11 protein-coding genes are annotated in these 14,369 nt (G+C 46.0%); all 11 read left to right on the forward strand.

Features of this window, described 5'->3' with window-relative positions; translation table 11 throughout:
* Positions 1 to 29 precede the first annotated feature (29 nt).
* The 11 genes from AC0J5I_RS09790 (at position 30) to AC0J5I_RS09840 (ending at position 14,263) form a co-directional block, all read left to right on the forward strand.
* A complete protein-coding gene (locus AC0J5I_RS09790) occupies positions 30 to 1,220 on the forward strand; it encodes a phosphoglycerate kinase (protein ID WP_475299638.1) in 1,191 nt (396 codons plus the stop codon).
* A 26-nt stretch (positions 1,221 to 1,246) separates the two neighbouring features.
* Positions 1,247 to 2,002 carry a triose-phosphate isomerase gene (gene tpiA / locus AC0J5I_RS09795; RefSeq protein WP_108032125.1) on the forward strand — a complete coding sequence of 252 codons (756 nt, stop codon included), beginning with the start codon at positions 1,247 to 1,249 and terminating at the stop codon, positions 2,000 to 2,002.
* Positions 2,002 to 3,534: a 2,3-bisphosphoglycerate-independent phosphoglycerate mutase gene (gene gpmI / locus AC0J5I_RS09800; protein ID WP_475299639.1), complete on the forward strand. Its 1,533-nt coding sequence runs from the start codon at positions 2,002 to 2,004 to the stop codon at positions 3,532 to 3,534. Before tpiA ends, gpmI begins: the two co-directional genes overlap by 1 nt.
* Positions 3,535 to 3,628: 94 nt before the next feature.
* Positions 3,629 to 4,927: a phosphopyruvate hydratase gene (gene eno, locus AC0J5I_RS09805; protein ID WP_106450750.1), complete on the forward strand. Its 1,299-nt coding sequence runs from the start codon at positions 3,629 to 3,631 to the stop codon at positions 4,925 to 4,927.
* Between the two features lie 324 nt (positions 4,928 to 5,251).
* Positions 5,252 to 6,337 (forward strand): 3-phosphoserine/phosphohydroxythreonine transaminase, encoded by a 1,086-nt coding sequence (gene serC / locus AC0J5I_RS09810; protein WP_475299640.1) that lies wholly within the window; start codon positions 5,252 to 5,254, stop codon positions 6,335 to 6,337.
* Positions 6,337 to 7,506: a phosphoglycerate dehydrogenase gene (locus AC0J5I_RS09815; RefSeq protein WP_475299641.1), complete on the forward strand. Its 1,170-nt coding sequence runs from the start codon at positions 6,337 to 6,339 to the stop codon at positions 7,504 to 7,506. Before serC ends, AC0J5I_RS09815 begins: the two co-directional genes overlap by 1 nt.
* A 283-nt stretch (positions 7,507 to 7,789) precedes the next feature.
* Entirely contained in the window at positions 7,790 to 8,029 is a 240-nt protein-coding gene (gene secG / locus AC0J5I_RS09820; RefSeq protein ID WP_068561081.1) for a preprotein translocase subunit SecG, read from the forward strand.
* A 180-nt stretch (positions 8,030 to 8,209) separates the two neighbouring features.
* Complete coding sequence (locus tag AC0J5I_RS09825) at positions 8,210 to 8,968, forward strand: alpha/beta hydrolase (RefSeq protein ID WP_475299642.1); 759 nt, start codon at positions 8,210 to 8,212, stop codon at positions 8,966 to 8,968.
* 2 nt (positions 8,969 to 8,970) lie between these two features.
* Complete coding sequence (rnr, locus tag AC0J5I_RS09830) at positions 8,971 to 11,337, forward strand: ribonuclease R (RefSeq protein ID WP_475299643.1); 2,367 nt, start codon at positions 8,971 to 8,973, stop codon at positions 11,335 to 11,337.
* 25 nt (positions 11,338 to 11,362) lie between these two features.
* Positions 11,363 to 11,821, forward strand: a complete 459-nt coding sequence (gene smpB, locus AC0J5I_RS09835; RefSeq protein WP_086627473.1) for an SsrA-binding protein SmpB — start codon at positions 11,363 to 11,365, stop codon at positions 11,819 to 11,821.
* A gap of 456 nt (positions 11,822 to 12,277) precedes the next feature.
* Positions 12,278 to 14,263 carry a fructose-bisphosphatase class III gene (locus AC0J5I_RS09840; protein WP_475299644.1) on the forward strand — a complete coding sequence of 662 codons (1,986 nt, stop codon included), beginning with the start codon at positions 12,278 to 12,280 and terminating at the stop codon, positions 14,261 to 14,263.
* Positions 14,264 to 14,369: the final 106 nt, after the last annotated feature.

Below are 14,369 nucleotides of genomic sequence, written 5' to 3' on the forward strand. Positions count from 1 at the left end.
TGTAGATACACATATCAGGAGGCGACGTAATGACAAAGAAAGTTGTAACAGATTTAGATGTAGCTGGAAAAAAAGTATTGGTTCGTGCTGATTTCAATGTTCCGATGAAAGATGGAGCAATCACTAACGACAACCGTATCGTTCAAGCTCTTCCTACAATCAACTACTTGATCGAAAATAACGCAAAAGTCATCCTTTTCTCTCACTTAGGAAAAGTAAAAACTGAAGAAGACAAAGCGAAGTTGAGCTTGAAACCTGTCGCTGACCGTTTGGCTGAATTATTGGGCAAAGAAGTCACTTTCGTTCCTGAAACACGCGGCGAAGCCTTGGAAGCAGCAGTTGCAGCTTTGAAAGACGGAGATGTTTTGGTATTCGAAAACACTCGTTTCGAAGATGTTGACGGCAAAAAAGAAAGCAAAAATGATGCTGAATTGGGCAAATACTGGGCTAGCCTAGGCGACCTGTTCGTTAACGATGCATTCGGTACGGCTCACCGTGCACATGCTTCCAACGTCGGAATCGCTTCTAACCTTGAAAGCGCAGCTGGATTCTTGATGGAGAAAGAAATCAAGTTCATCGGCGGAGCTGTTGACGAGCCTGTTCGTCCATTCGTAGCTATCTTAGGCGGAGCGAAAGTAAGCGACAAAATCGGTGTTATCAAACACTTATTGAACAAAGCCGACAAAGTACTTATCGGTGGCGGTATGGCTTACACATTCATGAAAGCACAAGGCTTGGAAATCGGTAAATCCTTATTGGAAGCTGATAAAGTTGAATTGGCTAAAGAATTGTTGGAGAGCGCTGGCGACAAATTGATCTTGCCTATCGATGCTAAAATGGCTCATGAGTTCGGCAACGATGGAGAAATCACAATCGCTAAAAACGAAGCATTCCCTGCTGACCAAATGGCATTGGATATCGGACCTGCTTCCATTGAGTTGTTCACTAAAGAGCTTGAAGGCGCGAAAACTGTCGTATGGAACGGACCTATGGGTGTGTTCGAATTATCTAACTTTGCTCAAGGAACAATCGGTGTCTGCGAAGCAATCGCTAAATTAGACGATGCTGTAACAATCATCGGCGGCGGAGACTCAGCTGCAGCTGCTATGCAGTTAGGCTTTGCTGATGACTTCACGCACATCTCAACTGGTGGCGGAGCATCTTTGGAATACCTTGAAGGCAAAGAATTACCAGGTGTAGCATCAATTTCTGACAAATAAGCAACCTATCTTAAGGAGTGATTATATTGCGTAAACCGATTATTGCCGGTAACTGGAAAATGAACAAAACAGCTAAGGAAGCACAAGCATTTATCGAGGCTGTAAAAACTAAGGTTCCTGCTTTTGATAAAGTAGAAGCTGTTATTGGATCACCGGCTTTATTTTTAGAAAAAATGGTAGAAGCTACAGAGGGAACTGATTTGAAAGTTGCCGCGCAAAACTGTTACTTTGAAGAAGAGGGTGCCTTCACTGGTGAAATCAGCCCGAAAGCTTTAGGGGACTTAGGCGTCGACTACGTCATTATTGGACACTCTGAAAGACGTGAGTACTTCCACGAAACAGATGAAGATATCAATAAAAAAGCACATGCTATTCTGCGTAATGGTATGACTCCTATCGTTTGCTGTGGCGAAACGTTGGAACAACGTGAATCAGGCGTAACAAACGAGTGGGTATCAGGACAAATCACGGCTGCTTTGAAAGATTTGACTGCAGACCAAGTGGCTAACCTTGTTCTCGCTTATGAGCCAATCTGGGCAATCGGTACTGGCAAATCTTCTACTGCAAAAGATGCGAACGACACTTGCGGCGTAGTGCGCGCAACTGTTGCTACAATCTTCGGACAAGAAGTGGCTGACAAAGTCCGCGTTCAATACGGCGGCAGCGTTAAACCTGAAAACATTGCAGAATACATGGCTGAAGAACATATTGATGGCGCGTTGGTAGGTGGTGCTAGTTTAGTTCCTGATTCATTCTTAGCATTATTGGAGGCTATTAAATAATGAGTAAAACACCGGTAGCAATAATTATTTTAGACGGTTTCGGCTGGAGAAACGAAATGATGGGCAATGCGGTTAAGCTAGCAAAAAAACCGAACTTTGACCGTTATTGGAACAATTTTCCGCATGCAACGATGCTAGCTTCCGGATTTGCTGTTGGACTGCCTGAAGGTCAAATGGGTAATTCCGAAGTAGGACATACAAACATTGGTGCCGGACGAGTTGTCTACCAAAGTTTGACGAGAATCGACAAAGCCATCATCGATGGCGAATTCTTGACGAACGAAGCGCTTGTCGGTGCTTACGATCACGCCAACGATAATGATTCTGCTTTGCACCTTTTCGGTCTGCTTTCTGACGGTGGTGTGCACAGTCATATCAACCATATCATTGCTTTGATCAAGAGCGCAAAAGAAAAAGGCGTCAAAAAACTTTATCTGCATGCTTTCCTTGATGGCCGCGACGTGGATCCACACGCCGCACCAGGCTACATCGAAACAGTGGAAAAAGCGATGGAAGAAATCGGACTTGGCGAAATCGCGACTGTTTCAGGTCGTTACTACGCTATGGACCGTGACAACCGTTGGGAACGTGTGGAATTGGCGTACAATGCCATCGCACACGGCGAAGGGGAAAAATTTGAATCTGCACAGGATGTTGTTAAAGCAAGCTATGCAGATAATAAAACAGATGAATTTGTATTGCCGTCCGTCATCGTCAAAGACGGCGAACCGATCGGAACTTTGAAGGATAATGATTCCATCATCTTCTTCAACTTCCGTCCGGACCGCGCAATCCAACTCTCAAATGCCTTCACTAACGAAGAGTGGACACTATTCGACCGCAAAGAGCGCGCAACAAACGTGAAATTTGTGACGATGACTTCTTACCAAGACACTGTAATCGCGGATATCGCCTTCAAGCCTATCCCGATGACAAACGTTTTGGGTGAAGTTCTGGCGCAACACAAACTTTCGCAATTGCGTATCGCGGAAACTGAAAAATATCCACATGTAACTTTCTTCATGAATGGCGGACGTCACGAGCCTTTTGAAGGCGAAGGACGCATCCTGATCCCTTCACCGAAAGTTGCAACCTATGATTTGAAACCTGAAATGAGCGCTTATGAAGTGGCCGAAGCATTAGTGAAAGAGATCAATGACGACAAATACGACGCCATCATCCTTAACTTTGCGAACCCTGACATGGTAGGACATTCAGGTATGTTAGAACCTACAATCAAAGCAATCGAAGCAGTTGACGAAAACCTGGGAGCAGTCGTGGACGCAATCCTTGCAAAAGATGGTTATGCCATCATTTTTGCTGACCATGGTAATGCGGATACTATGTCCACTGAAGACGGACAACCGCATACTGCGCACACAACTGTACCAGTTCCAGTGATTGTAACGAAAAAAGGCGTTACGTTGCGCACAGATGGCAAACTTGCCGATGTTGCTCCAACTATGCTTGATTTATTGAACGTAGAAAAACCAGCAGAAATGACTGGCGAATCGCTGATCGTTAAAGCGTAAGCAAAACGTTTCAGCTATTGCATAAAGTACGAAAATTGTCTAAAATGATACTTGGTAAGACAAGTAATTCAGCCAACTCAAAGGAGAGAAAACCATGCCATACATTACAGATATTTTAGCTAGAGAAGTATTAGATTCACGCGGAAATCCAACTATCGAAGTTGAAGTTTACACAGAGAGCGGCGCTTTCGGACGCGGAATGGTTCCATCAGGAGCTTCTACTGGCGAACACGAAGCAATCGAATTACGTGATGGCGACAAAGCTCGTTACCTTGGAAAAGGTGTTTTGAAAGCTGTTGAAAACGTAAACGACATCATTGCTGATGCTATCTTAGGTTTCGACGTACGTGACCAATTAGCTATCGACAAAACTATGATCGACTTAGATGGCACTCCTAACAAAGAAAAATTGGGCGCAAATGCAATCTTGGCAGTATCTATCGCAGTAGCTCGCGCTGCAGCAGATTACCTGGATATTCCATTATACCAATACTTAGGCGGATTCAACGCTAAAACATTGCCAACTCCAATGATGAACATCATCAACGGCGGATCACATGCTGACAACAGCATCGACTTCCAAGAATTCATGATCATGCCAGTAGGCGCGCCTACTTTCAAAGAAGCTCTACGTATGGGTGCTGAAGTATTCCACGCGTTGGCTGCAATCTTGAAATCTAAAGGTTACTCTACTGCAGTAGGTGACGAGGGTGGATTCGCTCCTAACTTGGGTTCAAACGAAGAAGGTTTCGAAGTAATCATCGAAGCAATCGAAAAAGCTGGATATGTACCTGGTAAAGACGTTGTTCTTGCTATGGATGCTGCTTCTTCAGAATTCTACAACAAAGAAAAAGGTGTTTACGACTTAGCTGATTCAGGCGAAGGCGAAAAGACTGTCGATGAAATGATCGAATTCTACGCTGACCTATGCAAAAAATACCCAATCATCTCCATCGAAGATGGCTTAGATGAAAATGACTGGGAAGGTACTAAAAAATTAACTGAAGTTTTAGGCGACAAAGTTCAAATCGTTGGTGACGACTTGTTCGTTACAAACACTGAAAAACTTTCTAAAGCTATCGAATTAGGCGTTGCTAACTCAATCCTGATCAAAGTTAACCAAATCGGTTCATTGACTGAAACTTTTGAAGCTATCGAAATGGCTAAAAAAGCTGGGTACACTGCAGTTGTTTCTCACCGTTCAGGCGAAACAGAAGATGCTACAATCGCTGACATCGCTGTTGCAACAAACGCTGGACAAATCAAAACTGGTTCATTGAGCCGTACTGACCGTATCGCTAAATACAACCAATTGTTACGCATCGAAGATCAATTAGGCGAATTGGCTGTATACGATGGCTTGAAATCTTTCTACAACCTAAAAAACAAATAATTTTAATTGTTTAACAGAAAGGCAGCTGCTTGGAACACTGTCTTCACATAATTAACGTCTGGCAAGACCAGACGCGAGAGAAAGTCCGGCGCTTGGAACGCCGGACTTTTTTTGTGCCTTAAAGCCACAATGTTCGGTTTTGAGCCAAAAAAATTGAGTTGAGTTCCGATATATTCTTATTTTATAGGTTTGTTCCTAACATCCGCATGTAATTATTTTTGGAAAATGGGCATTTTCGCTTTCATTCGTCGCGGAATCTGCTATAATAAGATTAAATTATTATTAATAATTAATGAGGACAATTGATAAGGGGGAGACAAAAGGATGAAAAGAGCAAGAAATTTTTCCGCTGGTCCAGCAATACTACCAGAATCAGTCTTAGAGAAAGTACAGAGTGAAATGCTATCCTACAGAGATAGTGGCATGTCAGTTATGGAGATGAGTCACCGCTCCTCCTTGTTCGAAGAGATTATTTCAGACGCAGAGCAATTATTAAGGGAATTGATGAATATCCCTGAAGGCTATAAAGTCTTGTTCTTACAAGGTGGCGCAAGCCTGCAGTTCTCCATGATTCCGATGAATCTTGGAAAAGGCGGCAAAGTCGGTTATATCAACTCCGGATCATGGGCTAAGAAAGCCATCTCTGAAGCTAAAATCTTAAAAGTACCAAATATGGAAGTATTGGCTAGTTCCGAAGAGGATAATTTCACTTACATTCCTGAAATTCCGGAAACAGACGAAGCATACGATTACATCCACATCACAACAAACAACACAATCGAAGGAACGGCTTTCCAAACAATCCCTCGTTTCGTGAATGCACCTATCGTTGCCGATATGTCTTCCAACATTTTGTCCAACCGTTACGATGTCAATGACTTCGGTTTGATCTATGCTGGCGCACAAAAAAATATCGGGCCTGCAGGATTGACGATCGTGATCGTGAAAGAAGATCTGATCCAGACCGAGAATAAATTACCAAGCATGCTTGATTACCGTACACACATCAAAAATGATTCGTTATACAATACACCACCAAGCTTCTCCATCTACGTAGCTAAATTAGTCTTCGAATGGTTGAAGGATCTGGGCGGCGTAGAAGCGATGACGAAAATGAACGAAGAAAAAGCGGGCTTACTGTACCGCACAATCGAAGAATCAGACTTGTTCTCTTCCCCTGTTGCTATCAATTCCCGTTCATTGACGAATATCCCATTCGTTACGGGAAACAAAGACTTGGATGCGAAATTCGTCAAAGAAGCTACAGCATTAGGCTTCCTGAACCTGAAAGGCCACCGTTCTGTTGGTGGTATGCGCGCAAGTATTTACAATGCATTCCCTTATGAAGGCGTGAAAGAATTAACAGAATTTATGAAAGCTTTTGAAGCTAAAGAAGGGAAATTCAAATAATGTTCGAGATTAAAACTTACAATGCGATTGCTCCAGAAGGCTTAAATTTACTGAACGCAGATCAATTCATCCTTAACTCAGGCGCAAATCCTGACGGTATCATCCTGCGCAGCGAAAAACTGCATGGCATGGAATTCCCTGAAAGCCTAAAAGGCATCGCTCGTGCCGGCGCCGGCGTCAACAATGTACCGGTTGAAGAATGTTCCGAAGCAGGCGTGGTTGTCTTCAATACGCCTGGTGCGAATGCCAATGCGGTAAAAGAACTGGTTTTGGCGGCTATGATCATGGCTGCACGTCCGATCAAAGAAGGAATGGAATGGGTCCAAACATTAAGCGGTGACGATGTCGAAAAGCAAGTCGAAAAAGGCAAAAGCCAATTCGCAGGGACAGAAATCTCCGGAAAAACCTTGGGTATCATAGGCTTGGGTGCTATCGGTGCGATGTTGGCCAATGATGGATTCCGTTTAGGCATGGAAGTCATCGGTTATGACCCATATGTTTCCGTGGAAACTGCATGGAACATCAACCGTCGTGTCCAAAAAGCTGCTTCAATCGCTGAAGTATTGGCTAAAGCGGACTACATTTCCATTCACGTACCAGTCAATGCCGAAACAAAAGGTATGGTTGACGCTGCCTTCCTGGCTCAAATGAAGGATAACGCTGTTCTTTTGAATTTTGCCCGCGGCGAATTGGTCAACACGGCTGATATGCTGGCAGCATTGAAAGAAAAGAGCATCCGCAAATACGTAACGGATTTTGCCGACGAAGCTTTGCTTCACAATGATGCTATCATTGTATTGCCTCACTTGGGAGCTTCTACAGAGGAAGCTGAAGTGAACTGCGCAATCATGGCAGCTCAAACATTGAAATACTTCCTGGAAACAGGGAATATCGTCAATTCCGTGAACTTCCCGTCAATCGACATCGCGATGCAATCACCCATCCGTTTGACGATCATCAACAAGAACATCCCGAACATGGTCGGCCAGATTTCTTCCGGCTTGGCTAAGTACTTCATCAACATCGAAGATATCCTGAATCGCAGCCGTGGCAACTATGCCTACACTGTCATCGATATCGCCGAAACAGATCAAGCAATTCTGGATGAAGTCGTTGAAAATTTCAAAACAATCGATGGCATCGTAAACGTCCGCATCATCAGAAGATAAGAGAGTGTGATGATTCGCGGGAGGGGATGAGCACTAAGAGGACTAACCCAAAGAGGACGCTTTTTGTCCTTGTGGGTTAGTCAGCATAGGCGGAATCCCCTGCGAATCAGAACACGTTTCAACAGTGCGATACCTCAATAAAAAGCACGGCAAAAGCGTTCGGACTGTCCCCTCCAGTGGAGGGGAGCGGGTCCGGGCGCTTTTCTTTTCTGAAATTGCTAGCAAAACCCTATAGTTTGTGCTAAAGTTAGTAGTAGAAAATTATTATAGGGAGGTCCATCCTTTGTCATTATACGATGTACTATTAACGGCCCTTTTGGTTGTTTCTGTGCTGTTGATCATTGTTGTGCTGATGCAGCCATCAAAAACAAATGCAGCCAGCACACTTACAGGTGGAGCGGAGCAATTATTCGGCAAACAAAAAGCAAGAGGCTTTGAAGCGGTTTTGCGTCAGATCACAGTCGTTTTGGGAGCACTTTTCATCTTGATTGCCCTGGCTTTAACCTATCTATCCTCAAATTAACTATTGTAGGCAGAAACCACATTACCGGGTTCTGCTTTTTTTTCGCCTGAAAAGTATGCTGAACAAAACCATGGGTGCTACTTATGTCTTGCTAAAAAATTTCGACTGCAAATATCTGATATATTAGGAAAAAAGCTGTAAATACAGTAAAATGAAGATGAACGAGTTGGGAGGAATATTATGAAAGCAATCAATTTACCAGAACCCTTTTTCTTCGAAGCTGGCCCGCGCGCCATTCTTTTGCTGCATGCCTATACCGGCAGTGCAAATGATGTGCGTTTGTTGGGACGCTTTTTGGAACGGAACGGGTATACTGTATACGCACCGAATTTTACGGGACATGCGACCGGCCGTTTTGAAGATATCCTCGATTTGGGCAACCCGGCTATTTGGTTCGCTGATGTGATGCGCGCAAAAAAAGAACTGATGGAAAAGGGCTACGATCAGCTTGCCGTATTCGGGTTGTCAATGGGCGGCGTCATGGCGACAAGGGCTATCGAAACAGGCGGATTCATCGGCGGGGGTTCCTTCAATTCACCGATCATCAGTTTTGGGGAATCGCGGGTGCCAATCAGTTTTATGCATTTCGCCAAGATGTCTAAAAAGAAACTGGGCATGGCAAATCTGGAAATCGAGCATGAATTGGCGCTAATGAAGCCAAAATTGAATGCCCAGCTTGCCCAATTTGATGAGTTTACAGAACTGATAAACGCGAATCTGTCCGATATCGCCGTTCCCTATTACATCGCGCAATCCGGCAAGGATGAAATGATCAGCGCCGACTGCGGAAAATTGTTGGCGGATCGCCTCGTGGACGCTGACGTGGATTATCATTTCTTCCCGGAAGCAACGCACGTCATCACCGTTGGGAAAGACAGAAACGTATTTGAAGAAACAGTATTGGCATTTTTGAACCGACTAAATTGGAATGAGGGATAAGTATGAGAAAGATAGATCAGATCCAAATTGACGTTCTAGCCTATTTTCAGGAGCATGCCGCAAAGAGCATGACCTTGAAGGAAGTAAGTGAAGCGTTAGGCTACACGGAATCCGAAGAATTCAAGGCATTGGTCAAAGTCTTTGCACAGTTGGAGGAAAGAGGCATCCTGTTGCTGAACAAGACCGGGCAGTTCCGTCTTAAGGTCCAAGGCGCCACTTTGACAGGTACTTTCCGCAGCAATGATCGCGGCTTCGGTTTTGTGACGGTCGATCCGAACGAGAGTGACCTCTTTGTCCCGCGCGGCAAAACAGGCAGCGCGATGGACGGCGATACGGTCGAGTTGAAGATCACCCGCGAGGCGGAGCCTTGGAATGACAAAGGAGTCGAAGCCGAGGTAACGGCTGTTCTGACGCGCAAATCAAATCAGGTGGTCGGCGAATTTGTTCCTTACGATTCCGATCGCCGTGAAGAGACCGGCTTTTTGGGATTTGTTGTTCCGCGGGATACGAAAATAAACAGTATCGTTGTCTACATCAAACCAGAAGGCATCCATCCTGTTGAAGGCAGTGTCTGTCTGGTGGAAATCACCAGCTATCCGACACCGCAGAATCCGGTCAAGATGGAAGGGTTGGTCACGAAAGAAATCGGCCATAAGGATGCACCAGGCGTTGATATCCTGGCAATCCTTTACAAGTTCGGTATCCCTTCGGAATTCCCGGAAGATGTTTTGGCCCAGGCTGAAAGCATTCCATTAGAGATTCCAGCTGAGGCGTTGGAAGGCAGACGGGATCTGCGTTCGGAACAAATCGTCACGATTGATGGGGCCGATGCCAAAGACTTGGATGATGCGATTTCCTTGAAGAGACTCGAAAATGGCAATTATCTGTTGGGCGTGCACATCGCGGATGTTTCCTATTATGTGACGGAGAATTCCCCGATCGATCGCGAAGCCTATGAGCGCGGCACCAGTGTCTATTTGACGGACCGTGTCGTGCCAATGTTGCCTCAAAAATTATCCAACGGCATCTGTTCCTTGTTGCCGCATGAAGACCGTTTGACGATGTCTTGTGAAATGGAATTGGATGCGGATGGGGAAGTTGTCGCCTATGATATTTTCCCGAGCATCATCGAGTCGAAACAGCGGATGACCTATTCTGATGTCAATGCGATTTTGACGGACCACGACAAGAAGTTGCGCGAAAAATACAGCGATTTTGTGTCGATGTTCGAAGAAATGGGCATCCTGCATGAGATTCTCCTGAAGAAACGCCAAAAACGCGGCGCCATCGATTTCGAATCGGATGAAGCGAAAATCATCGTGGACGAAAATGGCCATCCGTTGGACATCTATGTGACGGATCGCGGTGTCGGCGAGCGCCTCATCGAATCCTTCATGTTGAGCGCGAATGAAACGATCGCCCATCATTTCACGAAGGCGAATCTGCCTTTCATCTACCGGATCCACGATCAACCGGACCCGACCAAAATGATGCGCTTCCTGGAATTCGTGACGACATTCGGCATTCTCGTTAGCGGTACGCATGAAAACGTCAAACCGAAGCAACTGCAGGCCGTTTTGGCGAAAGTCAAGGACGAACCATACGAAGCTGTTGTTTCAACCACGCTTTTGCGCAGCATGCAGCAAGCGAAATATGATGCTGTACCAGTCGGCCACTATGGCTTGGCTGCGAAGGATTATACCCATTTCACTTCACCAATCAGAAGATATCCCGATTTGATCGTCCACCGCTTGATCCGCACGTATGGAAAAGGCATTGTTGAGCCTAAAGTGGTTGAGAAATGGAAAGGGCAATTGCCTGATATCGCCGTTCAGAGTTCGCAGATGGAACGCCGCTCGGTTGACGCGGAACGCGAAACCGAATCGCTCAAGAAGGCAGAGTTCATGATGGACAAAGTCGGTCAAGAGTTCGAAGGCGTCATCAGCTCCGTAACGAAATTCGGCATCTTTGTACAGTTGCCTAACACGGTTGAAGGCCTTGTGCATATCTCGAAAATGACAGAAGATTATTTCAACTACATCGAAAGCCACCTGCTTTTGATGGGCGAACGGACCGGCGTCATTTACCGTATCGGCCAAAAAGTCAAAATCAAAGTAGAAAAATCGGATCCAATCACGCGCGAAATCGACTTTTCGCTTGTCATCGACAAGGAAAAGACCCAGACCCAGAGCGACTTGGATCTGGTCAAACAGATCCGTGCAAAGATTCCGAAGAGCAAAAAACGGAATCCTCGGCAATCTGATCGCGACAGTGGGCCGCGCAAAAAGACCGAAAAAGGAAAAGAGCCGTTCTATTCCCATTCAAGCAAGAAAACCAAAGGGAAAAAAGAAAGAGGCAAAAAGAAGTAAGCTAACGAAATGAAGGTGCCGGACTATGCCAAAAGGCGAAGGAAAAGTTTTAGCGCAGAACAGAAAAGCCAGCCATGATTACATCATCCTCGACACGATAGAAGCCGGGATGGTGCTGACGGGAACGGAAATCAAATCCGTCCGCAAAGCGAAAATCAACCTGAAGGACGGCTACGCAAGCATCCGGAACGGGGAAGTATTCCTGCAGAATGTGCACATCAGCCCATTCGAACAAGGCAATATTTTCAACCACGATCCACTGCGCACAAGGAAATTGTTGCTGCACAAAAAGCAAATCAAGTACCTGATCGAGGAGACGAAGACGACCGGCGTGACGCTGGTGCCGTTGCGGGTCTATCTCAAGAATGGTGTCGCAAAAGTGCTCATCGGACTCGCAAAAGGGAAGAAGAGCTACGACAAGCGTGACGCATTGAAACAAAAGGATATGAAGCGCGAAATCGACAGAGCGATGAAAGAAAGATAAGCATAGATTTGCATAATGAACGCGTCCGCATTCCTGATGGAGTGCAGGCGCGTTTTTTTGCGGTTTTGGCGTCTTTATGGCGGTAGGATAACGTCAGCTCCGGCGAATCCGCCCTTCACAGGAGGAGAGCGGCGGAACCCAGATTCAACTCCGACGAGGCAGTCTTCGCAGGAGGAGAGCGGCGGAATCCACATTCAACTCCAACGAGGCAACCCTCGCCGGAGTTGGCAACCAGAACGGAGCTGGCTTAATCCAAAGAAACCACCTCGGAAAGGTACACAGTCGAAGTTGTGACCAATTGTGTAATTTTTGCATCTTGTCTATCATTTTTTTTTAATTCAAGCTATGATAGAAGTAATCATCTTGTCACGAATAAATAAAGATAATCCTGTAAGCAACGTTTGCCTTGCGGGGTTCCGTTCTAAGTGAAATGACAAAAGTAGGGGTGTAATTGTAATGATAACGAAAGACAAGTATCTTCGATTGCTGGCAAAAGAATATCCGACAGCAGCAAAAACTGTAACCGAAATCATCAACTTGGAAGCCATCATGAACTTGCCGAAAGCAACCGAGCACTTCATCAGCGACTTGCATGGGGAATACGACGCCGTGCAGCATGTACTCAGGAATGGATCCGGGAATGTCAAAGAAAAAATCCGGGAAATTTTCCAAGGGAGACTGAGCACCCGTGAGATGAATCAGCTTGCGACGATCGTCTACTACCCGGAAGACAAAATCGATCTGATCGTGGACAGTCTGGACTCCGAAGAGGAAATCAATGAATTTTACTCCTTGACCTTGCTGCGCATCACGGAACTATGCGCGTTCACTGTTTCGAAATACACGCGCTCGAAAGTCAGAAAGGCGATCCCGGCCGACTATGCCTACATCATCGAGGAGCTGCTTTTCAAAGACACGATCATGACGAACAAAGAGGATTATTACGAAAAGATCATCAAGACCGTTATTTCCCTGGATCGCGCTACGGAGCTCATTTCTGCCATTTCGCATGTCATCCAGCGGCTGGTGGTCGATCACCTGCATGTTGTCGGGGACATTTACGACAGAGGCCCCTTCCCGGGGAAAATCATCGATACCTTCATGGATGGCCACGAGTTGGATATCCAATGGGGTAACCATGATGTCCTCTGGATGGGCGCAGCGAGCGGGTCAGCCGCCTGTATGGCCAATGTCATCCGCATCTCTGCCCGCTACAACAACCTTGAAATTATCGAGGATGCTTATGGGATCTCTTTGCGTCCGCTGATCACGTTCGCGGAAATGGTATACAAAGAGGACCGCTATGAAACATTCATGCCGAAAATCAACACCGAGGATGAAAGTAAAATCTTCCCGGAAGAAATCCGTCAGATCGCCAAAATGAATCAAGCCATTTCGATTATCCAGTTCAAACTAGAAGGGGAAATCATCAAACGCCACCCTGAATTCGACATGGCCGATCGGATGGTTCTGGAATTTATCGACTACGAAAAAGGAACCGTGCAGTTGGACGGGAAGGAATATCCGGTCCTGTGCGACTATTTCCCGACAGTCGATCCAGCCGATCCGTACCGCTTGACCGAAGAGGAGATACTGGTTGTCGAAAGGCTCCGGACCGGATTCCTGAATTCGGAAAGGCTACAGAAACATGTCCAGTTCCTTTTCAGCAAAGGCAGCATGTATTTGAGCTACAATGACAATCTGTTGTTCCACGGCTGCGTGCCGCTGAATCCGGACGGCAGCTTCATGGAGATGGCAATCGCCAACGTCAAGTACAGCGGCAAAGCTCTCTTGGACAAATACGAAGAAGTGTTGCGCAGAGGGTACCTGAACCGCGAGTCAACCAAACACAACATCCGCAGCCTGGACCTGATTTGGTATTTGTGGGAAGGAAAAGCTTCGTCCTTGTTCGGGAAAGATAAGATGACGACTTTCGAGCGCCTTTACGTCGCCGATAAAGAAACCCACGTCGAGAAGAAAAACCTGTATTACGAGCAACGCGACAATGTGGAACTGTCCTATAAAATATTGAAGGAATTCGGGCTGGATCCAAAGAAGGGCCATATCATCAATGGCCACACGCCTGTAAAAGAAAAGATCGGCGAGAATCCGTTGAAGGCGGACGGCAAACTGATCGTCATCGACGGTGGCTTCTCGAAAGCCTACCAGAATACGACAGGGCTTGCCGGCTATACGCTGCTGTACAACTCATTCGGGATGCAGCTGGTTTCGCATCAGCCGTTCACTTCCCGTCAGGATGCTATCGAAAACGAAAAGGATATCGTTTCGACCCGACGCATCGTCGACAAGGAATTGGAGCGCAAAACAGTAAGGCAGACGGATGTCGGCAAGAAGCTGACCCAACAAGTCATCGACCTGCAGCAGCTGCTGCGCGCCTATAAATCCGGTGAAATCGTCGAAGATTTGCTCAGCGACAAATAGTTGTATGAAAATAGATGCAATCAGCCGCCGGAATTGTTAAGATAAGAGAAGGAAAGCAAGTATCCTAATGCGAAAGTAGCTTGAGAGAGGCGGGTTAACCTTGAAA

The sequence above is a fragment of the Trichococcus sp. TS_SC_9 genome (assembly GCF_056156325.1).

Bases quoted from the DNA above. Each gene is read 5' to 3' on its own strand.
- AC0J5I_RS09790 (WP_475299638.1), top strand. From the start codon at position 30: ATGACAAAGAAAGTTGTAACAGATTTAGATGTAGCTGGAAAAAAAGTA.
- AC0J5I_RS09825 (WP_475299642.1), top strand. From the start codon at position 8,210: ATGAAAGCAATCAATTTACCAGAACCCTTTTTCTTCGAAGCTGGCCCG.
- smpB (WP_086627473.1), top strand. From the start codon at position 11,363: ATGCCAAAAGGCGAAGGAAAAGTTTTAGCGCAGAACAGAAAAGCCAGC.
- gpmI (WP_475299639.1), top strand. From the start codon at position 2,002: ATGAGTAAAACACCGGTAGCAATAATTATTTTAGACGGTTTCGGCTGG.
- rnr (WP_475299643.1), top strand. From the start codon at position 8,971: ATGAGAAAGATAGATCAGATCCAAATTGACGTTCTAGCCTATTTTCAG.
- AC0J5I_RS09840 (WP_475299644.1), top strand. From the start codon at position 12,278: ATGATAACGAAAGACAAGTATCTTCGATTGCTGGCAAAAGAATATCCG.
- AC0J5I_RS09815 (WP_475299641.1), top strand. From the start codon at position 6,337: ATGTTCGAGATTAAAACTTACAATGCGATTGCTCCAGAAGGCTTAAAT.
- eno (WP_106450750.1), top strand. From the start codon at position 3,629: ATGCCATACATTACAGATATTTTAGCTAGAGAAGTATTAGATTCACGC.
- serC (WP_475299640.1), top strand. From the start codon at position 5,252: ATGAAAAGAGCAAGAAATTTTTCCGCTGGTCCAGCAATACTACCAGAA.